Annotated in this window: 17 protein-coding genes; 11 read left to right on the top strand and 6 right to left on the bottom strand. The window is 33.2% G+C overall.

Annotated features, from left to right (window positions below; all coding sequences use genetic code 11):
- The first annotated feature begins 139 nt into the window (after positions 1–139).
- From ACXAHM_RS02715 to ACXAHM_RS02685, 7 genes are all read left to right on the top strand, one after another.
- A complete protein-coding gene (locus tag ACXAHM_RS02715; protein ID WP_474958857.1) occupies positions 140–382 on the top strand; it encodes a hypothetical protein in 243 nt (80 codons plus the stop codon).
- A gap of 30 nt (positions 383–412) precedes the next feature.
- Positions 413–1285, top strand: a complete 873-nt coding sequence (locus ACXAHM_RS02710; protein WP_474958856.1) for a cbb3-type cytochrome c oxidase N-terminal domain-containing protein — start codon at positions 413–415, stop codon at positions 1283–1285.
- 152 nt (positions 1286–1437) lie between these two features.
- Positions 1438–3048 (top strand): 4Fe-4S dicluster domain-containing protein, encoded by a 1611-nt coding sequence (locus ACXAHM_RS02705; RefSeq protein ID WP_474958855.1) that lies wholly within the window; start codon positions 1438–1440, stop codon positions 3046–3048.
- Positions 3049–3067: 19 nt separating this feature from the next.
- Positions 3068–3508, top strand: coding sequence for a FixH family protein (locus tag ACXAHM_RS02700; RefSeq protein ID WP_474958854.1), 441 nt, complete (start codon positions 3068–3070; stop codon positions 3506–3508).
- 3 nt (positions 3509–3511) lie between these two features.
- A complete protein-coding gene (locus tag ACXAHM_RS02695) occupies positions 3512–4222 on the top strand; it encodes a sulfite exporter TauE/SafE family protein (protein ID WP_474958853.1) in 711 nt (236 codons plus the stop codon).
- Complete coding sequence (locus ACXAHM_RS02690; RefSeq protein ID WP_474958852.1) at positions 4213–4446, top strand: cysteine-rich CWC family protein; 234 nt, start codon at positions 4213–4215, stop codon at positions 4444–4446. The genes ACXAHM_RS02695 and ACXAHM_RS02690 overlap by 10 nt, the downstream gene beginning before the upstream one ends.
- 453 nt (positions 4447–4899) lie before the next feature.
- Positions 4900–8043 carry a M4 family metallopeptidase gene (locus ACXAHM_RS02685; RefSeq protein WP_474958851.1) on the top strand — a complete coding sequence of 1048 codons (3144 nt, stop codon included), beginning with the start codon at positions 4900–4902 and terminating at the stop codon, positions 8041–8043.
- An 84-nt stretch (positions 8044–8127) separates the two neighbouring features.
- Here the strand turns inward: ACXAHM_RS02685 and priA are convergent, their stop codons facing one another.
- The 4 genes from priA to ACXAHM_RS02665 form a co-directional block, all read right to left on the bottom strand.
- On the bottom strand, positions 8128–10632 hold the full coding sequence (gene priA, locus ACXAHM_RS02680) for a replication restart helicase PriA (RefSeq protein ID WP_474958850.1): 2505 nt from the start codon (positions 10630–10632) through the stop codon (positions 8128–8130).
- A 27-nt stretch (positions 10633–10659) separates the two neighbouring features.
- Positions 10660–11334: a tRNA (adenosine(37)-N6)-threonylcarbamoyltransferase complex dimerization subunit type 1 TsaB gene (gene tsaB / locus ACXAHM_RS02675; protein WP_474958849.1), complete on the bottom strand. Its 675-nt coding sequence runs from the start codon at positions 11332–11334 to the stop codon at positions 10660–10662.
- Between the two features lie 710 nt (positions 11335–12044).
- Positions 12045–15101: a response regulator gene (locus ACXAHM_RS02670; protein WP_474958848.1), complete on the bottom strand. Its 3057-nt coding sequence runs from the start codon at positions 15099–15101 to the stop codon at positions 12045–12047.
- 192 nt (positions 15102–15293) lie between these two features.
- Complete coding sequence (locus ACXAHM_RS02665) at positions 15294–16064, bottom strand: peptidylprolyl isomerase (protein ID WP_474958847.1); 771 nt, start codon at positions 16062–16064, stop codon at positions 15294–15296.
- A 242-nt stretch (positions 16065–16306) separates the two neighbouring features.
- Between ACXAHM_RS02665 and ACXAHM_RS02660 the strand changes: the two genes are divergently transcribed.
- The 3 genes from ACXAHM_RS02660 to ACXAHM_RS02650 all read left to right on the top strand — a co-directional run bounded on the left by ACXAHM_RS02660 (position 16307) and on the right by ACXAHM_RS02650 (position 21159).
- Entirely contained in the window at positions 16307–19066 is a 2760-nt protein-coding gene (locus ACXAHM_RS02660; RefSeq protein ID WP_474958846.1) for a TonB-dependent receptor, read from the top strand.
- A gap of 88 nt (positions 19067–19154) precedes the next feature.
- Positions 19155–20360: a hypothetical protein gene (locus ACXAHM_RS02655; protein WP_474958845.1), complete on the top strand. Its 1206-nt coding sequence runs from the start codon at positions 19155–19157 to the stop codon at positions 20358–20360.
- Positions 20361–20574: 214 nt separating this feature from the next.
- On the top strand, positions 20575–21159 hold the full coding sequence (locus ACXAHM_RS02650; RefSeq protein ID WP_474958844.1) for an outer membrane beta-barrel protein: 585 nt from the start codon (positions 20575–20577) through the stop codon (positions 21157–21159).
- Positions 21160–21208: 49 nt separating this feature from the next.
- Here the strand turns inward: ACXAHM_RS02650 and fabG are convergent, their stop codons facing one another.
- Complete coding sequence (gene fabG / locus ACXAHM_RS02645; RefSeq protein WP_474958843.1) at positions 21209–21955, bottom strand: 3-oxoacyl-[acyl-carrier-protein] reductase; 747 nt, start codon at positions 21953–21955, stop codon at positions 21209–21211.
- A gap of 204 nt (positions 21956–22159) precedes the next feature.
- On the opposite strand from fabG, the gene pepT reads away from it, so the two are divergent.
- Positions 22160–23386, top strand: coding sequence for a peptidase T (gene pepT, locus ACXAHM_RS02640; RefSeq protein WP_474958842.1), 1227 nt, complete (start codon positions 22160–22162; stop codon positions 23384–23386).
- A gap of 55 nt (positions 23387–23441) precedes the next feature.
- On the opposite strand, the gene ACXAHM_RS02635 is transcribed toward pepT, so the two are convergent.
- Positions 23442–23600 carry a hypothetical protein gene (locus tag ACXAHM_RS02635; RefSeq protein WP_474958841.1) on the bottom strand — a complete coding sequence of 53 codons (159 nt, stop codon included), beginning with the start codon at positions 23598–23600 and terminating at the stop codon, positions 23442–23444.
- Positions 23601–23732: the final 132 nt, after the last annotated feature.

The raw sequence follows: 23732 nt of genomic DNA, 5'->3' as shown, positions 1-23732 counted from the left end.
CCAGTGATTGGATTTCTGATTTTCTTTACCTTTTTCATAGTATGGAGCCTCTATGCTATGAATATGAAAAAAGAAACAGTATCAGAAATTTCGAATTTACCTTTAGACTTAGAAGAAGAGCAAGAAAATAGCAGCACAAATGAATTTAAGTAAACTTTCAAAGTCTTTATTGTCATTTGTCTTGACAATTGGAGCAATTGTATTAAACGCAACTTCATCATTTGCAGAATCTTCATTACAGGATTCTATCAATACGATGAATGCTAGTGAATGGGCAGTAACATTGTTAGGTTTTGCGATTATAGTTTTTTTCTTAATCTTCCTAGTATTGGCATTGGTCTTTTATACTGTAGTAGTTACAAAAAAAAATTCGGCTGAATAGTTTTCTATTCGTCAAAAACTGAACAAGGTCATGAAATCTGCAAATAAAAAATTACTAGCGTTTTTATCGCTTACTCTTACGGGCAATGCAGCTTGGGCTTCTGATCAATTAATTCATGGTTTGGATAACTTTGATGTTTTGATCTATGTCTTAGGAGCTGCGTTAATCCTATTATTTGTTGCCATTATGATAGTAGCTTTAGGTCTACTATTTATTGTCAAAGAAAGCTTAGCGAAAGCTCCTAAAACTTCTGAAGAAGAAGCCTATGAGAAATCAGGAGAAACAGGATGGCAAGCGTTATTGGCAAGAATTAATGCTGCAAAACCAATTGCATTAGAAAGTGATATCATCATGGATCATAATTATGATGGTATTCAAGAGTTAGACAATGATCTTCCGCCTTGGTGGAAAGCATTATTCTATGGTTGTATTGTTTTATCATTTATGTATTTAGGCTACTACCATTGGTGGACAGAAGATTATGATGAGCCAGTATCAATTGCTGAATATAACGATACAATGAGAGAAGCTGAAATCGCTAAAAAAGAATATTTAGCTTCAATGGCAAATGCAATAGATGAAACAAATGTTGAGGCAGTAACTGATGCAGGTAGTCTCGCAGCAGGTAAAGCAACATTTGATACAAACTGTAAAGCATGTCATGGTGCTCAAGGTGAAGGTGGAATTGGTCCTAATTTAACAGATGAATATTGGCTACACGGAGGAGATGTAAAAGATATCTTTAAAACTATTAAATATGGTATTACAGCCAAAGGTATGGTAGCTTGGGAAGCTAAACTTACTCCATTAAAAATGCAAGAAGTATCAAGTTATATCTTGTCACTTCAAGGCAGCAATCCACCAAATGCGAAAGCACCTCAAGGTGAAAAAGTAGCAATGTAATATTGCTTTAGAATATAGGAAGGGTAGCCAAAAGGTTACCCTTTTTAACCTAATTATATATTAAAATATCATCATATATACTATAGTTAATAGATGATATTTTCTTCGTTCAGAATTATCCAAATACTGAGCATCATTAACACAAAGTAGTCATGAAAAAAGACCTACATTCACAAGCACCTGATTCGTTTAGAGATAGTATATCGACAGTTGATGCAGATGGAAAAAGGGTTTGGCTCTATCCCAAAAAGCCAAGCGGTAGACATTACAATGCACGTAAATGGGTAGCTTATATCCTTATTGCTTTTTTCTTTATTGGACCTTTTATTAAAATAAATGGTCAGCCTTTCTTTATGATGAACATATTAGAAAGGCAATTTGTAATCTTCGGTAGGCTTTTCGTTCCGCAAGATTTCTTTGTTTTTGTATTGATAATGATTGCTTTAATCATCTTTATTGTACTCTTTACTGTGGTCTATGGTAGGGTATGGTGTGGATGGACGTGTCCTCAAACCGTATTTATGGAAATGGTTTTCCGAAGAATTGAATATTGGATTGAAGGCGATGCAAACCAAAAAAGAAAACTAGATCAAGCTCCTTGGACAAAAGAAAAAATCCTTAAGAAAGGAGCAAAACATACAATTTTTATCATTTTCTCCTTAGCAATTGCCAATATGGTATTAGGCTATATTGTTGGAGGTGATGCTTTGGTAGAAATGATCACACATCGACCTAAAGAAAATTGGCCTGTCTTCCTAGCACATGTTGGCTTTGCAGGTATTTTCTATTATGTATTTGCAAAATTTAGAGAGCAGGCATGTACCCAAGTCTGTCCCTATGGTCGTCTTCAAGGAGTATTTTTAGATAAAGATTCTATCGTAATTTCTTATGATCATGTTAGAGGTGAGCCAAGGGGAAAATTGAAAAAACAAAAAAGAGCTCAGCCTTCTGGATGTGGAGGTTGTGGAGAAGGTGCTTCTGTGAAGCCAATTGTTGGTAAACCCAAACCAATAAAGAAAGATCCAACTCCATTACCAGAAATAAAAAAGAAAGAGGTGGAGCCAATCAATGAAGAACCTAATGAGGAAGTAAAGAAAATGACTTTATCAGATTTAAACTCTTCTGTTTCTGATGAAAAACCTTTAGGTGATTGTATTGATTGTAAACTTTGTGTTCACGTTTGTCCAACAGGCATTGACATTCGAAATGGTACACAGTTGGAATGCGTCAATTGCACAGCTTGTATAGATGCATGTGACGAAGTAATGGATAAAATTGACAAACCTAGAGGATTAATTCGTTTCGCTTCTGCCAATGATATCGAGAAAGGACAACCTTTTAAATTTACAACAAGAATAAAAGCCTATACTGTAGTTTTATTGGTGTTAGTCATGGCAATTTCCTTCGCTTTAGTAAAGAGAAGTGATGTAGAAGTAACTGTTCTAAGAGCTCCAGGTATGCTTTATCAAAAGTCTGATAATGGTGATATTCGAAACTTATATACGATTCAATTGGTCAACAAAACAAATGAAGATTACAATAATCTAGAAGTGATTTTGGTCGCTCCTAAAGGTAAATTGACCATTGCAGGTGGAACGATGACACTTAAAAAAGGAGGGCATTTAGATGGTGCTTTCTTTGTTGAAATCCCACCGAATGAATTAGAGGGTTTAAAAAATGAAATTACCTTAAAAATCATGAATGGTGACAAACTTATCGATGAGGTGAGCACCAATTTTATGGGACCAATGAAGAAAAAATAAACTAATAAATTAGACTGCTATGAAAATAAATTGGGGATGGGGAGTTGTGATCACCTTCACTATTTTTGGGATTACAATGATCAGCTTAGTGATTAAAATGTTTACAGTACCTGTTAATATGGTATCAAAAGATTACTATGCCGAGGAGCAACGTTTTGAAGAAACATTAGCGAAGAAAGAAAATTTAAAAACATTATCTGCTCAGCCTGTTTTGATTTTAAATAAAGAAACAGGAAATGTAGATTTAATATTACCGCCAGAATTAAAAAATGTTACTGGTGGAGTTCGTTTTTTCAGACCTGCTGATTCAAGATTAGATTTTAATGTTGATCTTAAATTGACAAATGAAAATGAACAACAAATTGATGTTAGTCGAGTAATTAGAGGTAGATGGATCTTGCAAGTGAACTTTTCTAGTGAAGGAAAAGACTATCTTTTTGAAAAACCTTTAATCATTTAAAAAATGACACAGTTGTATCTTACAGCATTAGGGTTAGGATTTGCAGGAAGTTTTCACTGTTTAGGAATGTGCGGACCTATAGCATTGGCAATACAAGGAGGAAAATCATCTGGATCTCAGTTAGTTTTTGATCGTTTATTGTATAATTTAGGTAGAGCATTTACGTATGGATTATTAGGTGCATTTGCAGGATTAATAGGACATGGTTTATCTTGGTTAATAGGCTATCAAGTGTATTTAACTTTGTTTTTAGGAGCGATGATGATCGCTTTCGGAATCTTTACGGTGAACCCTGATCGACTATTAAAATTAGTGCCTTTTCTTGGAGAATGGTTTCAATTTGTACGTAAACAACTAGGAAAGTATATGCGTCAAGCGAAATGGCATACCTTTTTTAGTATTGGAATAATGAATGGATTTCTTCCATGTGGTTTGGTATACATGGCTATGTTAACAGCTCTTTCTACAGGAAATGTTACTGAAGGGATGGGGTATATGTTTGCTTTTGGTTTAGGAACCATACCAATGATGTTTGCAGTAGCAGTAGCAGGTAAATTTGTAGAAACAAAAGTGAGAAATAATGTTCGAAAAATTTATCCAATTCTTTTCCTTGCTATGGGAGGATTATTAATTTGGAGAGCTTATAATATCCAACAATCTTCACAAGGAATCGATGATAAACCTGCAGATCAGGTTGAAATGAAATGTCACTAAAAGATATATTAGTTATGCCAAAACATGAAATCAAAACTTGTCAAAAATGCGGTAACTCATTTGAATGTAAAGTAGGTAACATTACTCAATGTCAATGTTATGAAGTCAAAATGACATATGAAGAGACACAGAAAATGAGAGAACAATATGATGATTGTTTATGTGCTGCATGTATGTTGGAATTTCAGCATCAACTAAGAAAAAATGTAATTGCAAAATCGTGAAATTACAATAAAAATAATAAGTAATAGATAGCCATAGAGATACATTTCTATGGCTTTTTTATTAATAATGAACTTTTATTCAATTTTTTGAAAAAAAATGCGATTGTATATTCTCTAGTTTTTTTATAGAGAAAATAGGAGTACTTATTTTTTAAAATGTGTATGGAGCGTTATTCGATTAAATGACATGGAGTAACGTTTTACTTGTATTTGTTATAACATCTACGTAATAAATTTTGTAAAAATAATGATATTTTAAAATTGTATTTTAGGTAGATTGTTTAGCCTGTACCTGTTGATTATTAGACAATTAAAGTTGTGATTTAAAAATCAACTTCAATATATTTGTAAACAGCTATTAAGTAAATCAAAATATTCTAATTACTAACTACTAATAAGTAACGCCCTTGTCCAAAGGGTTTAAATTCAATCCAATTCAATAAATAAACAAGAATGAAAAAAGTTCTACTCGCTGTCTTTCTCTTAGGATTATTCAGCACAACTAACTTAACAGCTCAGGAGCTAATACGTCTAGATGAGTCTAGTAATGATCGAAAACAAAAAATCACTATTCAACAAGCTGAAAGTGTACTCCGAGACCAGTTAAAATTGGGGACACCAATTAGTTTTAGACAAATTGAAACCAAAACAGATGAACTTGGAATTAGTCACAGAAGATTCCAAGAGTATTACAACAATGTAAAAGTGGAGTATAGTGGATATACTTTAAACTTTAAAGGGCAAAGCCCTTTGTCTATTGTACACCATGCAAGAGCTATTAATCTTCCTTCTGTACAGCCTCAATTATCTGAAAATGAAGCTTTAAATAAGGCTTTACAGAATGTTGGTGCTACTAAGTATATGTGGCAAAGAAGCGATGAAAAAGAAATTGCCTCTAAGATGTCACATGGAGAACAAACTACATTTTTTCCTAAAGGAGAAGTAGTAATAGTTCCCAATTATGAAGCTAAAGAAAAAGATAATCGCTTCAATTTTGTTCTAGCATATAAGTTTGATATTTATGCTGAAGAACCATTAAGCAGAGCTTATATCTATGTTGATGCAACTTCTGGTGAGGTAGTTCATATCAATCCAATTATTAAGCATGCTACTTCTGAAGGAACATTTGCTACTCGTTATTCAGGGTCAAGAGCAAGTAACACAGATTCATACAACGGCAGTTACAGATTAAGAGATTACTCAAGAGGTAATGGTATCGAAACTTACGATATGAATGAAGGTACTAATTACAATTCTGCAGTTGATTTTGTAGACAATGATAACAATTGGACTTCTGCAGAATGGAACAATGGAAATAAAGATAATGCAGCATTAGATGCTCATTGGGGTGCTCAGATGACATATGATTACTTCTTGGCTGAGCATAGTCGAGATAGCTGGGATGGAAATGGTGCTGCAATCCGTAGTTATGTTCATTATAGCAGTGCTTATGACAATGCATTCTGGAATGGTTCAGTAATGACATACGGTGATGGTAGTGGTACTTACTTTGATGCATTAACTTCGTTAGATGTAGCAGCCCATGAAATCGGACACGCTGTATGTGAAAGAACAGCGAACTTAGTTTATCAAAGAGAGTCAGGTGCTTTAAATGAAGGTTTCTCAGATATCTGGGGAGCTTGTGTTGAAGCTTATGCTGCTCCTGAAAAAGATATTTGGTTAATCGGAGAAGATATTGAAAGAAGATCTACTAGTCAATCTTTACGTTCAATGAGTAATCCAAACGCAGAAGATCAACCTGATACATATGGTGGTTCATTCTGGTATAATCCAAATTGTGGAACACCTACACAAAATAATGATTACTGTGGAGTACATATCAATAGTGGTGTATTAAACTATTGGTTCTACCTTTTAACTGATGGAGGTTCTGGAACAAATGATGTTGGTGGAGTATTTAATATAGCAGGTATCGGTATAGATAAAGCAGGTAAAATAGCTTACAGAACTGAAGCAGTTTATTTATCATCAAATTCTACATTTGCGAATGCAAGAACTTTCTCTATTCAGTCAGCTGAGGATTTATATGGAGCAGGATCAAATGAAGTGATCCAAACTACAAATGCATGGCATGCAGTAGGTGTTGGAGCAAAATATGGTGAAGCTTCAGCTTATTGTGATTCAAGAGGTAGTGATGCTTCCTATGAATGGATTGCAAATGTTACTGTTGGAGACTTAAACAACACAACAGGAACAAATGGTGGATACTTTGATTTCTCTGGTTCTCAATCAGTAACTATGGAAGCTGGTGGTACTTATAATGTATCATTATCTCCTGCCTTTTCAGGTCAAACATATAACGAGTATTGGAAAATCTGGATTGATTTAAATGCTGACGGTGATTTTGAAGATGCTAATGAATTAGTATTTGATGGTGGTGGACTTACTTCTGCTACTGAAACTGGAAGTATCACAATTCCAGCAGGAACAGCTGCTACAACTACTCGTATGAGAGTTTCAATGAAATACAACGGTGAACAAACTGTTTGTGAAACATTTAGCTATGGTGAAGTAGAAGATTATGCTGTAGAAATTACAAGTGGAGCACCAGAGGTATGTTCTGTACCAACTGGATTAGCAGTAGGAACAATTACTTCATCAACGGTAGATTTATCATGGGATGATGTAAGTGCTGCAAATGATTTCACTTTAAGATTAAGAGAGCAAGGAAGTGCTTGGGGAACTTACACTGCTACAACAAATGGAGCTTCATTTACTGGTTTAGCAGCAGCTACCACTTATGAGGTTCAAGTAGCTTCAAACTGTACTTCAGGAAGTTCGGCATTCTCATCAACAGTTTCATTCACAACAGAAGCTGGAGGAGGAATACCTGCAAACTACTGTGCTACAAATGGTAATAATGTCAACTTCTTCTGGATTGATAGAGTACAAGCAGGAGGGCAAAATAATACAAGTGCAGCAGACGGTGGATATGGAGATTATACCTCACTTACAGCAGGAACTTTAGTAAAAGGAAATAGCGAAACAATCTCATTTAGTGCAGGTTACAGTGGTACAAGATATACTGTTTATTGGTCAGTATGGATTGATTATAACCAAGATGGAGATTTCGAAGATAGTGGAGAATTGTTTGTTCAAGGTTCTTCAAGAAGTGCAAACCTATTATCAGGTACGCAAACAATACCAACTTCAGCTTTAAGTGGATTAACGAGAATGAGAGTTTCAATGAAATATGGAAGTGCTTCTACTCCATGTGAATCATTCACTTATGGTGAAGTTGAAGATTACACAATCAATATTGCAAATAGTGCTAGCTTAAATGCTCCACTTCAAACGCTTTCAAATATTCGAGGAGAATCATTACACGATGAATTAGTTAGTCCTGAAATGAATGTTTATCCTAACCCTACTAGAGCATTTATTAATGTCAATGCAGCTTCATTCGTTGAAAATGGATCAATTTCAATCTTCAATATTAATGGGCGATTGATGTTTACTCAAACAGTAGACGAGAATAAAATATCTATACCTCTAGAAGGATTTAATAAAGGGATTTATTTATTGAAAGTAAGTAATGAACTTGAGACACAAACCAAGAAGTTTATTGTAGAATAACCTTCTTACCTAGTAGTTAGTAAATTAGAATAAAATGATAAATTAGTAGCTAAAGCCATCTCAAGTTGAGGTGGCTTTTCTTTTTTAATTTGGATCAACATCCACACTTACCCAAACTCTTTTGAATGGTTTTTCTTCTCTTAAATTTTGAATAGCATGTTGGATGTAAAGTTTTGCCTTTTTCAAATCAAAGTTTTCACGTTCTAACTTGATCATGATCTCTGATAAATAATAATTCCTGATCTTATTGATGACAGGTTCTTGAGGCCCTAATATTCTTTTTTCACCAATCCAATGTACTAGTCGTTGAGCTAACCATTCTGCAGATTCTCGAGTGAGATCTTGTTTTTCACTTCGAATAGTTAACTTTATCAATCGTGTAAATGGAGGATAATGGTATTGTTGACGTTCTTGGATCTCTTTTCGATAAAAATTAGCATAATCATGATTTACTACTTTTGCAAAAAGCGTTTCCTTAGGCATTGTTGTTTGTAAAATAACCATACCTTCTTCACCTCTTCTTCCTGCTCGACCACTAACTTGTGTCAATAATTGAAAGGCACGTTCATGTGCTCTAAAGTCAGGGAAAAATAATAGACGATCCGCATCCAAAATTCCAACAACTCGAACATTACCAAAGTCTAAACCTTTTGTAACCATTTGAGTACCCACTAATACATCAACATGACCTTGTTCGAAATCCGTTAGAATTTGCTCGTAGCTATGCTTTTTTCGTGTGGTATCTAAATCAAGTCGACCAACTCTTAAATCGGTAAGATAAGTTTTCAGACCTTCTTCTACTTTTTGTGTACCAAGTCCTACTGTTTTAAGGTGTGTACTGCCACAAGAAACACACGTTTTAGGTACATGCTCTTTATGTCCACAATAATGACATCTTAATTCATTTTTATAAATATGATAAGTAAGATTTACAGCACAATCAGGACATTCAGGGACCCAACTACAGACTTCACAACTTACATAAGGAGAGTATCCTCTACGATTTTGAAATAATATAGCTTGATAACCATCTTCTGTAGTTTTATGTACTGCTTGCAAAAGATCATCCGAAAAATCATCTTTCATTTTCTTTTGCTTACGCATTGATTTTATGTCAATAATCTTGATTTCCGGAAGTTTAGCATTTCCATATCTTTCCGTTAATCCTGCGTAAGCATATTTCTTTTTTACCGCTAAATAAAATGATTCAAGTGATGGTGTAGCAGACCCTAATACTACTTTTGCATGGTGAAGATGTGCCAACACAAGTGCGACATCTCTACCTTGATAACGTGGGGCAGGGTCTTGTGCTTTATAGGATGAATCATGTTCTTCATCCACGACAATTAATTCTAAATCAGAAAAGGGTAAAAAGAGAGAAGAACGAGTGCCCACAATGACCTGAAATTCCCCTTCTTGTACACCTTTCCATGTTTCTACTCTTTCATTATCAGAAAACTTAGAATGATAAATTCCCAATACATCACCAAAATAAACTTTCAAACGGCGAACCAATTGACTTGTCAATGCAATTTCAGGAATCATAAACAAGGCCTGTCCTCCATTATCAATCACATTTTTGATGAGCTTAAGATAAATCTCTGTTTTACCACTACCCGTTACACCATGTAGCAAACAGGTACCTTTATCAGTTAAGCCTTGTACTACTTTCTGAAGGCAGTCATTTTGAGCTTCTGAAAGTTCTGGCGTAGGCATCATTTTATCAGCAATACTCAGTTCAAATCGAGGAACTTGTCGTTCAAATTCTTCAAAAATACCATTTTTGGTCATGGTGCCTACTGAACTTGGTGAAAGGGCTTTTCCTTCATGAATAAAGTCTCTTTTGCTGACACCATGATAATTTGTCATGTGATTTTCATAAACAGGTACCATTGATAAGTATTTCAATAAGGCATCTTCCTGTTTCGCTTTTTTTGCAATGATATCAAAAACACCATCGAGTAGAGAAGTATTATCAACCAAACTTTGATGGAGGCGAATACGTTTTTCCATCTTTGGCTTATACTTTTCTTTAATTTTTTCGATTAATAAAACCGCATCTTTGGCAATTAGGTCTTTAATCGCTTTATAAGGGTTTTTTAATTTTAATATTGAACCAATCTGACTGTAGGGGATAGTCTGTTCTTTCTCTAATAATTTTAAGAAAGAAAATTCACGGTCAGAAAGTAATTCTAAGTGATCATCTATAATAAAATTGGGATGGAGCTGAACTTGTGATTGACTACTTAATTTTAGTCCTGATGGTAAGGCAATATTCATTACTTCACCGATAGAACACATGTAGTAATCAGCAACCCATTTCCAAAGCTTAATTTGATCAGCTGTTACAGATGGATTTTCTTCTAATACCTCTAATATGGGTTTAGGATCGTAATCTTCGGGTCTTTTTTGATGTATTTGAGCAACAATACCGGTGTAAATCTTTCTATTACCAAATTCCACAAGGACGCGTTGTCCTACTACTACTTCTAAATCCCAAGCAGGAGAAATAAAATAGCAAAATGTCTTAGGAACAGGAACAGGAAGAATGATTTCAGCAAATTGATGTTGCTCTTCAAATAAAGACATGAATAAATATTACGAAGTAAGTAGTGATTATAACCTTTTACGAGGAGTAGTCGCTTGGAATTCCTTTAAATATTCTGGTTCCCAATAGGCTACATCTTTAAAATCTTCTTTTTTAAAAAGTTTTAAAGCTAACTCCCCAATAAACTGTGCTGAAGGTACAATATTTTTAATCAATTTAGTTTGTCTTCCTTCAAATAATGGAGTACATTTTTCAGCACCATTTCCAAAGTAAACTAGTCGATTGGTGACATCTTTTAAGCTGTTTTCATCCATGACCATCGGCTGAGGTGCCAATTGCTCAACCATGTCTGAAGAATAAAGTGCTGTATAGACTTCCATTCTTCTAGCATCTAACATTGGGCAAATAATATCTTCTTTATCCACAGTAAATGAAATCTGAAGAGCCATCGACTCCAAAGTACTTACACCCATTAATGGAATGTCCAACGTATAACACAATCCTTTTGCGGTAGAAGCACCAATTCTTAATCCTGTATAAGAACCCGGTCCTTCAGATACGGCTATACCTTTTAACATAGACATTTCTATACCTGCATTTTCGGTAATATTTTGAATCATAACTGCCAAATATTCAGAATGCGATTTGTCGATATGTTGTTCATAATAGGAAACTAATTCTCCTTCTAATGTATGTAATGCTACTGAACAAACAGTAGTGGAAGTATCTATACTTAAAATCAAAACGCTATGATTTATTCCTTATTTATTTTTCGATATACAAAGTAACTATACTTATCATTAAGATAGAAGATTGGTTAAAAATAATTAGATAAAAGTGACTTTATAAAGGTTCACCACAATATAAAAAAGAGAAAATCTTATTTATCCTTTAAATAAAATGTATAAAAATTGGATTTGTAAATAATTGTAAATTAATGTTTTGTGAATTTTGAAACATATTTTATAATCATTGAAACATAATTTAAAGCCTTATTTTAAGCAATGATGCACCTTTACATTATCAGCAACACAAACACTGATACAAAAAGAAAAGTCTTTGAATAGGCGAGTCATTTTAAACTAGATTACTAATTTTTTATGTCACTATTAATAACCGCCAGTTCAATTATAAAATAGAGTTATTCCCGTAAAGTGATCCTATACTTTTTAGAAATTGCTCAAAATATTTGAACTGTTAATAAACATTCTTCCAACAAATACATTGGGCTATCATTTTTTATGATAGGATTACTTATCGGAAAACTCATAAGATATTTACTTACAATGACTGCTTTATCAAAACAGAAAATACATAGAATAATAGAAAGGTAACTAAATAGATTACTAGGAATTTGTAGGATTTACAAACAGGCTGTAAATGAAACTGAAAATCCCCTTAAAAAATTTTTAAGGGGATTTTGTTTTTTATATCACTATTAATTTTGTCTTACTTATAATGCTTTTGCATTTTGATTCCTTACTTCTGATGGAGAAAGTGAATATTCGTCTTTAAAAGTCTTTGTAAAGTAACTCAAACTATTGAAACCATACTTATCAGCTATTTCACTTATTGGAAGATCACTTTCTTTCACTTCTTTATAGGCTTTATTTAATCTATATTTTCTTAGATAAGCACTCGTACTTTCATTGATCAACCCCTTTAATTTTCTGTGTAGTTGACTTCTACTGACTCCTACTTCTTGTGCTAGTTCTTCAACACCAAAATCTGGCTGATCTATATTTCCATCAATAGCTTTATTGACTCTTTCAATAAATTGTTGTTCTACTGATGGTAATTCAACTGCTGCTTCTTGATTAAGAGCGAAATTGGCAAACTTCCTAAACAACCTTTTCTTGAAGTTGAGTTTATTCTTGATATTATGTAGAATTTCTTCACTACTGAATGGCTTATTAATAAAGTTATCAGCTTGTAATTTTAAAGACTCAAGACGAGTCACATCATCTCCTTTTGCTGTGAGCATAATGACAGGGATATGAGATACCAATTCATTTTCTTTTATGCGAAGCAATAATTCATGTCCATCCATTTTAGGCATCATCAAATCCGTTAGAATAATATCAGGTTGGTATTTGATCGCCTTATCTAGGCCTTCTTGACCGTTGATCGCAAAATGAAGTTTGTAATGATCATTTAATATATGCTTAAGGTAATTTCGAATATCCGCATTGTCATCAATGACAAGAACCACATCTCTTATAGCATCATTATTTGACAAATCGGTAACTGTCTCTTCCTGTTTTTCATCAACAATATTTGATATCAGAGTAGTTGAAACAACATCATTAGCCATTACATATTCTATTTCTTTTTCCTTAAAAATAGAAGGGTTTGAAGGAAGAATAATGGTAAATTCAGTACCAAAATTCACTTCACTTTCCACTGAAATACTACCTCCCATTTCATTACAAAGTTCTTTACAGATCGCTAATCCTAATCCGATAGAAGTACTCTTATTCTTGTCATTATAAAATTCATCAAAAATATGTTTTAATTTTTCTTTTAAAATACCTTCACCTGTATCAAGTACTTTAATTGTAAGATGATCAATACTACTTTGGAATGTGATTTTAATACCTCCGGTATGGGTATATTTTACTGCATTATGTACTAAATTATTTAATATTGTTTCAAGGTGCTCTAAGTCAAAGTAACCTACATCTACATTTCCTTCTTGTTTAATTGTAAATCCTAAGTTCTTACCTTTTACAAGTGATTCATAATTAGACTTAAATTTTTTCAAATACTCACTGTAGGTTATTTGTGATAATTGAAGTGCATTTTTACGATTACGAATAGAGGCTAGGTTTAATATTTTATTGATCAATGTGAGCAATCTATTAGAATGCTTAATGATGATTCCCATACTTTCTTTTTGATGGCCTTCCAATTCTCTTTCTAGATCTTGAGCAGGACCTTTGATAAGCGTAAGTGGTGTTCTAAACTCATGAGAAATTTGAGCAAAGAATTTGTTTTTCATTTCATCTAAAGAAGCTAATTTTTCGTTTTGCTCAGCGATAAATGCTTTTTGCTTTTCAATTTCTAATAAAGAGGCCGCAGTCTTATCTTTTGCTTTTTTTATAATGTAGCTGAAATATATTAATCCAATAACAACGATAAATAAGAATACACTCAGATAAATATATTTCTCTCTTTTTTGTTGTTCTTGGAGTTTCTTTTCTTCAAAGAGACGATCTGAATATTTTTTATCCATCACAAATTGTTGTTGTGCTAGCTTTTTGACATCATTATTTTTGATGTAATTGGATCTATTATTAATAATGTATTCAGCTACTGCCAATGCTTCATCTTTTTTACCTTCTTTTTTAAAAACCTCTAAGTGTGTTTTATAATTTGAAAGTGCATCATCTTTGTCATTATTACTGATATATCTATAAGCCTCTAAAGAATATTTTAATGCATCCTTCGTATTATTTTCTGCTAGTAGAACTTTAGCTTTAATAGAGTAAGCAGCAGCGAGATATTTATTCATCTTTGGGCGATATAAAAGAGAAATAGCTTTATCTGCATAATAATTTGCAGAATCTAGTGCTTGATCTCTTATATATTTATTTGATAATTCTATCAGTGTTAATGAGAGAATTATTTTATCGCCGGATTTTGTGAGGTAATCTTTACTTTTATACAATAAATCAACTTCATCTCTATTTAATTGAAGCCTTAATAAATTGTATTTATGATAATAGGCTTGCCCAATGATATAGTTATGTTCTATTTCACCTTCATATGTTAGTACTTCATTGTAGATTTTTAAAGTTTCTTCAGGAGTGTTGACTAGTTTACTAATATCAGACATCAATAATAAAGCCTTATATGTCATCATTGTTTTCTTTTCAAAGGATAATGAAATAGATAAACAACTATCGGCATAACTCATTGCTTTACCATAGTCAAACTTTTTTGTTTGTGCACAAGCAATTGAATAAAAAAGATTCATCTTGAAAACTGGGTTCTCAATATCATCAACAAAAGAAAGTGCTCTATCATAAATAGCAATACTGGAATCATACATGGATAGATTTTCATAAACTATCCCAATGGTATTTAAATAGATAAGGTGTGAATATGGATTGTTATTGATAAGTGCCGGATTATTTTCGATACTTTTTAAAGTTGTAAGTGCAGTGTGTGTGTCTCCCGATCGATCTTGAATTATACCTTTATATCTTACAGCTTCTAAGTATACATTGTCATTTTTCTTCATTGATATAATGGGATCGATATAATTTATGGCACTATCATATTTACCATGTAAATAATAATACATCCCTATTATAAAAAAGGTGTCATCTTTTTTGTCTTTATAGAGTTCTTTTTTCTTGTACCAATTACCTAATACATCATATATCTGATCTTTGTCACGAACAACATTATTTAATTCATAGATACGGTAATCTGCCTTTTTTTCAAGTCCAAAAGAAACATTCTGAATGAGCAGTAGAACAGCAATAAAAGTGATAATTTTCATTTTGTAGTAAGTAGTAATTTGAAATCCTAGTGTAGAGTAGTGTGTGTATTTTAAATAGACTTAATTGAAGTTATCGATTTATTTTGAATTAATCCAAGGTAATATTGGAATATTTAGAAAAGCAAAAAAATAAAAAAGCATAACAGTAAAAAACTATTATGCTTGATTTAAAGAAGAAGTAAAGCGAATTGATTATTCTATCACTTTTACTTTCATATATATCGCATCAATAGGCCAATCGCCATCGTCTACAGGAACATCACATATTTTGTCCACTACATCCATACCAGATATTACTTCTCCAAAAACAGTATGTTGACCATCTAAATGTGGATCACCACCATTTTTTCTATATTCATTTTTTTGAGCATCAGTATAGGTAAGTCCATTATCTAATTCTGACTGTACCATATCACCTTCTGTCACTTCACGACCTTGAACAATAAAAAAGTCAAAAGGAGTGGACCTTCTAGTAGGGTTGTTTTGGTAAGACCTTGCGGCAGATAAAGCACCTCTTTTATGATAGAATCTTCTTGGATCAATTTCATTAGGCACATAGTATTTACCAATTGCTCTCTTTTTCTTTCTAAAATCAGGATCATCAGAATCTCCACCTTGAGCAATAAAATTCTTCACAACTCTATAAAATTGAGCATCTGTAAAGTATCCTCTTTTTGCTAGCATTATAAAACTCGCTCTATGTTTCGGTGTGTCTTTATATAGACGAATTCTGATATTACCGAATTTAGTTTCTATTTCTACAACCGTTTCAGGGTTTTCAGGTCCATACCATGCTAATTCTTGAGCTGAGTTCTCCTCTGTTAACTTTGGTATCTTCCTTTTAACTTTTTTTACTGTAACCTTCTCTTTTTTCTGATTAGACTCATTTTTATTGCCTTCGCATGATAAAAGGATAAAACCTAGAAAAAATAGAAATAATTTGAGTTTATACTGACTTAACATTACCTTATTTCTTATAAAAAGTTCATTTATAGATCACAGAGCAAAGAAAATTAAAAAAAATGAATGGGTTGATATTTTTCACAAACATTTATTACTACCCTTTGTAACATTGCGTTCATTTTACCCCTTGTTTATTTAACATCAAGTTTAAGATTTCTAAAATACTACAACATATACGACCTGTACATTTGTGATGTGATTTGGTTAACACAGTTTTAGTATTAAAAGATTTAAACTATACAATGAAACATTATTTCATTTCGTTCGCATTAATTTTAACATCATTTGTTGCTTTTGCACAAAAAGGTATCGTCAAAGGTAATGTAAAAGACGCCGATACAGGAGAAGATGTAATTGGTGCAAGTGTTTCTCTTCAAGGAACAACAACAGGTGCTTCAACAGATATATTTGGTAACTTCCAATTCAATGCTGATGCAGGTACTTATACATTAGTTTCTTCATTTATTGGTTATAAGAAAACAACACAGGAAATTACGGTTGTTGCAGGTGAAGAAACAGTTATCAACTTTTTATTAGCAACAGATGCACAAGAGCTTGAAGCAGTAGAAATTGTAGCTAAAGCAAATACAGAATCAGCAGGTGCTTTAATGGTAGAAAGACAAAATGCTGACGTAATGATCCAAGCGATTGGTGCTGAGGAGATGTCAGTAAAAGGGATTTCAGATGCTGAAGATGCAGTTGCAAATGTTACAGGTGTAACTAAAGCAGAGAAAGGTGGATTATTTGTAAGAGGTTTAGGTGATAGATATAATAATGCTACTGTAAACGGATTAGTAGTACCATCTACAGATCCAAATAAGAAAGTAATTGACTTAGGTTTATTCTCTACAGATGTGGTGAGAAACATTGATATCAATAAAACTTTCAACCCTACATTATATGGTGACTTCGCAGGTGCTACAGTTGACATCGTAACAAAGGATTATCCAGATGAAGCCTTCTTTACTATAGGTTTATCAGGAGCTTATAACTCTTTAGCAACTGGTAATGGTTTCAAAACTTTTGAAGATGGAGATATGGAAACATTTGGTTTCACTGGTGGAGGAAGAGCTTTACCATCTGAAATGAATGATAGACAAGTTCCAAACGCTTATGATAATTCATTCTCTCCAACTTACAAAACAGCAGGACCTAATATGAGCTTCAATGCCGCGGGAGGTAATTTATATGAATTTGGTGCTGAAAGTGCATTTGGTTTTATTGCTTCAGCTTCATTTGATAATGACTATCAAATTAGAGAAGGTGTAAAGAGAACATACAGAGCAGAAGGTTCAACAATCAATAATTATGACTCTAAAGAATATATTTACTCAACAAATACTACTGCAATGGGTAATATGTTCTACAAAATAAATAATAGAAATGAGATCTCATTCAACAACATTTTTATCAATGAGTCAGCAAATAGTGTTTTAGACTTACAAGGTAAACATGAAGAATTAGGTAGAGAAGAGCCAATTTTCAGAGAGCGTAATACATATACTCAAAATACAGTAAATATTCATCAGCTAATTGGTGATCATAAGTTTCTTGAAAATGATAGATTAAAATTATCTTGGGGTGCTGGTTACTCTAAGTCTCATTCTCAAGAGCCAGATAGACGTCAGTTAACATACAGAGATTTAGAATACAGTGACAATGAGTTTTCAGGTAAATTATTTGCTAATGCTCCTGATGATTCACATAGATTCTGGTCAGATATGAATGAAAATACTTGGTCAGCTAGAATTGGAGTAAACTATGGTTTAGGGCAATACTATGACAACAGTGATTCATACAGACATAACTTATCTTTTGGTTACAACGGTTCATTTAAAGACAGAACTTTCGAATGGTGGATGTCTACAATTAGTATTCAAGGAGTACCTCCAAGAATCGATATTGATAATCCTCAACCAGATTTAAATTCAAATTTTGCAGATGGTACATTGGTTTATAAACCAATCGTAAGATATGATACAGAGTTTAATGCAGTGATGAATGTAAATGCTGTTTATGCAGATTACGGATTCCAAATTATTCCTGAAGTATTAAAATTAAATGCAGGAGTTAGATTTGAAAACGGTCATCAAGAGGTAAGTTATAAAGAAGAAGGTACAACTGATCCAAATGCTGAATTTAAAACAGAGGTAAAGGATACTTTTAATGCACTTCCTTCATTTAGCTTAAAATATTCAATGAATGAGAAGTCAAACTTAAGATTAGCAGCTTCAAGCACACTAATTCGTCCAATGATGTCAGAGTTGATTCCATTCCGTTTCACATTCGCAAATGGTCAAAAAATCGTTGGTAACCCAGACTTAGAGAACTCACAGGTGTTTAACTTCGATTTAAAATATGAAATCTTCCCTAATGCAGGCGAATTAATTTCAGTAGGTGTTTTTGCTAAGCAAATTAATAATACAATCGAATTAGTGACTAAAGCATCAGCAATTACAGAATTTACTTATGTAAATGCAGGTACTTCAAAAGTTGCAGGTATTGAAATTGAAGTAAACAAAAGATTATCAAACATCTTTCAAAGTGGTGGATCATGGTTAGAAAGATCAAATGTTGGTTTCAATACTACATTGTTAGCTTCAGAAACAGATTTATCAGGTTCTAATGGATTATTTACAAATGAGCAAAGAGCAATGTATGGAGCATCTCCATATATGATCAATGCAAATGTATCTCATGAAGCAAATATTTTTAGTGACAATGTAACTTCGATTTTCACAGTTACTTATAACACATTCGGAGATAGAATCATTGCAGCAGGTTCTCAAGGAGCTGGTGATATCTACGAAAGATCTTATGGTACATTAAACTTCATCTGGAAAAACAGAATTGGAGAAAATATCAGCTTAGATCTATCAGTGAAAAATATCTTAAACCCAGATATTACACTTGAGCAAGAATTTACAAATGGTACAACAGGTGTAGTAGAAACTTACCAAAGAGGTATCGATGCTAAATTAGGATTCAAGTATAATTTCTAATAAAAAAAAAGAGGACGTAAATGCGACTTACGACCTCCTCATAAAATTAAATAATTTTATTCTCGCAACAAATTTACAACTTTTAATTATGAAAAAGCAATTTAAAACAGCAGCATTTATCGCTCTAGTCGGATTATTTACAGTTTCATGTGATTCTGAGGACCCTACAGGACCAGTTGTTGATATCGAAGATCCTGATGGAAATGGTAATGGAGGTACTAGCGATAGACTTCAAGATCAAGCTTATGCTGAAAATAAAATTGTTGCTAACGGTACAGGTACTGGAGCAGGTGACCTTCCTTCATGGGCTAAAGGTATAGAATACGCAGGTACAAATGTTGATGGTGAATTTGATTTAGTTATCTCTGCAGGTGATTTATCAGATAATGAATTAAACTGGTCTGGTAACGTATCAATTTCTGGTGCAGTAAAAGTTCCAGCAGGAAAAACATTGACAATTGCTGCAGGTACTGTTGTAGAGGCACAAACTGAAGATGCTTTTTTAATGGTATTGCAAGATGCTAAAATTGAAGCAAGAGGTACTGCTGATAACATGATTGTTTTCACTGCAAAAGATAAAAATCCAGGTGCATGGGGTGGTATCCTTGTCAATGGACGTGCTACAATTAATAATGGAGATAGTGCTGGAGAAGCTTCACCAGAAGTAGATTCAGGTGTAAAATATGGTGGTACAAATGATGCAGACGATTCAGGTGTACTTTCATATGTTCGTGTTGAATTCTCTGGTTATAAATATAATGATGAGTCAGAACATAATGGTTTTACTTTCTCAGCAGTAGGTTCTTCTACAGAGCTTTCTTACTTACAAGCTTTCAAAGGAACTGATGATGGTTTAGAGTGGTTTGGTGGAACTGTAAATGGATCAAACTTGGTATCAGTAGGTTGTGAAGATGATTCATTTGATTGGGCTCATGGTTTTAATGGTCAATTAGAGAACTTATGGGTAATCCATGATGCTTCAAGACCATTTGACAAAGGCTTTGAAATTGACAATAACTCAAAGGCAAACTCTGCAGAACCTTACACTAATGCGCGTGTAGAAAATGTTACAGTAATGGGTGTAGCTAGTGAAACTACTGCATTTAGAGTTAGAGAAGGTGCTAAGGGTACTTTCTTGAATGTGAAAGTTGTTGATGCTAAAAAAGGTTTTGATGTACACAACGATGTGACAATCAATAATGTAATTAGCAATGAAACTACAGTTTCTTTATTCACTGCTGAAAATGTGGATACTGAAGTTGCATACGTAGACGATTGTGAAGATTGTGAATAATCTTTTAAGATTTATATATCAGGATAAGTTATTTCACTAGCTTATTCTACTAAAAACTCGCAATTACCAAATCCGTGAGTACCCCTAGGTTGTTATACCAATCTAGGGGTTTTTTTATTGTACAATTTTAGTAAAGATTTGAAAGAATAAAGTAAATGTTTTTAATGAAGTAGTATTCTGTTGTAGACCTTTGAACTCATCATTACATTATACTATGAAAATAATTCAATACCTCTTATTTTTCTCAATTATTTCTCTTTCTATCTCCTCTCACACTCAAGGTCAAATCTATTTAGGTGTGGGTGGAGGAATGGCATATATTCAACAAAATAACATTGAGTTTCTGAAACAGAATTATTCGATGGAAGGAAGATCATTTACTAGAAAAATGGTTTTAGGGTATCAAACAAAATATTTTGATATTGAGTTTGGGCATAGATTGTTAGGTACACTTCGCCAATCTACAGATGTATATGTTTTAAATTCAGATAAAAAAGGTTGGGAAATGTCTTTAAAAGGAAAATATGGATTTGGCAAAATTACAACCTATGGAAAAGCTGGAATGCTATTTATTAGTAATCGAAATAATTATACTTTAACGTATAATTATAATAAAACATATCGTCAAAAGAGTAATTCTCAAGACCTTATTTATGGGGTGGGGGTAGATTATGCATTGATGAAAAGAATTAATATAAGAGTAGAATATGAGTCAATTATTCAACAAAATATATCTAATTACGGAATAGTTTCATTGGGTACAATATTAAATATTAGTCCAAAAAAAATGGAAGATTAAATATATTTAACCTTCCACCTTTTTGACCTTTTGATAACAAAGTATCGAATTAGCTCTTCATTGCACCAGTCAATTGAATTGTTTGTCTAGTGATATATGTTGACATATCTGAAGCTAAGAATACGCAAAGATCTGCTACTTCTTCTGGCTTACCACCACGTTTCATAGGGATATCTGCTAACCACTCGTCTTTTACTTTTTGATCTAAAGTAGCTGTCATTTCAGTTTCGATGAAACCTGGAGCAACAGCATTAACACGAATGTTACGAGGTGCTAATTCTTTAGCTACTGATTGAGTGAAACCAATGATACCTGCTTTTGAAGCTGCATAGTTTGCTTGACCAGCATTACCATATACACCAACAACAGAACTCATATTGATGATAGAACCGCTACGTTGCTTTAAGAAAGTTTTTGTAGCTGCTTTCGTCATGTTGAAAACAGAATTCAAGTTTACTCTGATTACATCGTTGAACTGTTCTTCAGACATACGCATTAAAAGTGTATCTCTTGTGATACCTGCGTTGTTGATCAGCGCATCTAAAGAATCAAAATCTGAGTTGAAATCAGCGACTAACTTTTCAGCTGCTTCCATTTGAGATGCATCTGAGCGGTAACCTTTTGCTTTAATGCCATAAGCTTCAAGCTCAGCTACTAATGCTTCACCTTTTTCAACACTTGAAAGGTAAGTGAAACCTATATTTGCGCCATGCTCCGCGCAACGAATTGCGATTGCACGTCCAATACCTTTAGACGCACCTGTAATCAAAACGTTTTTGCCTTCTAGCAGTTTCATGGTGTGTGTATTTCTAAGTTGATAGAATAAATTCAGGTCGCAAGTTACAAAAAAGTCAATATCTTCTAGTTTAAATCTTATTTATCCTTCATAAAAGCTCATTTTTTTTTAAAGTTTTATCAACTATTGTAAATTCAGCTTACCATAAATGCCTACATTACGTTAGAATGTAGAGATATAGACATATTTATTACAAAAAGATTCATGGAAAAACTATTAGAAAGATTTTTACGCTATGTGAAAATCGATACGGAGTCTGTTCCTGGTATTGAGCAAATTCCGAGTACAAAAAAACAATTCAATTTAGCAAACTTACTAGTTGAAGAATTAAATGAAATAGGTATGGAAGATGTCACTATTGATGACAACTGCTATGTAATGGCAACGCTTCCTTCGAATATTGATAAAGAAGTACCTACAATTGGTTTTGTAGCACACGTAGATACTACTCCTGATTTAACTGGAGCAAATGTAAACCCAATTGTTTGGAATAATTATGATGGTAATGATATTGTTTTAAATAAAGACAAAAATATCGTATTGTCAACAGAGGAATTTCCTGAAATCAAAAAGTATAAAGGACAGCAGATTGTCACTACAGATGGAACAACTTTATTAGGAGCAGATGATAAGGCAGGGGTTGCTGAGATTGTTTCTGCTATGGATTACCTAATACAACATCCAGAGATTAAGCACGGTAAAATTAGAATCTGCTTTACTCCAGACGAAGAAGTAGGTAAAGGTGCTGATTTATTTGATGTTGAAAAGTTTGGTGCTGAGTGGGCATACACTATGGATGGTGGCCCAATGGGAGAATTTGAATATGAAAACTTTAATGCAGCTTATGCTGAAGTAACATTTAAAGGACAAAATGTTCACCCAGGTACAGCCAAAGGAAAAATGGTGAATTCAATGAATATTGCAGCTAAGTTTGCTACAAAATTCCCAGATAATGAAACGCCTGAGACAACAGATAAATACGAAGGTTTCTTCCACTTATTGACAATGTCAGGAAGTGTTGAAGAATCAAAATTACAATATATCATCCGTGACCATGATGGGAAATTATTCCAATCTAGAAAGGATCATATGGAAAGCTTAGTCAAAGATTTCCAAAGAGAATACGGTGAAGATAAAGTTCAACTTTCTATGGTAGATCAATACTATAATATGAAAGAAAAGGTTGAACCTAATATGCACATCGTAGAGGTTGCTTTGGAAGCAATGAAAGCATTAGAAATTGAACCTGACGTTAAAGCAATTCGTGGAGGTACAGATGGTGCAAGATTATCTTTTATGGGGTTACCTTGTCCAAATATCTTTGCAGGTGGACATAATATGCATGCTCGCTATGAATATGTACCTGTTCCAACGATGGAAGCGGCAACAAAAGTTATTGTAAAAATTGCTGAAATTGTAGGTACTCGCTAATCAATGGGTAATCATAATAGAAAAGACTTAATGGTGTATGCTATTAGGTCTTTTTTTATTTTAATATTTTTTTCCATTCAATGGTAGGGCAAAACTGTGAAATTCGATCGATTTCTGTAATGGATTCAATCTCATTTTCACAAGCATTATTACCTTTGTAATTGACTTGAATGTATGTACCGTCATAATTATACAATTCGAACTTTTTACCCATTTTATACATTGATGTTAAAAAGTCAGAGAAGTATTGGACGATTTCAGCCTTTTGTATAAGGCTTAATTTGTTGAAAGTTATGTGTTGGAGTCGTATCATTAGTACAATTGAGATGGTTGTTAAGTCTTATCC

This window comes from Flammeovirga sp. AWQ4_249 (assembly GCF_056161045.1).
This window is presented reverse-complemented; position numbering and strand designations above follow the sequence as displayed.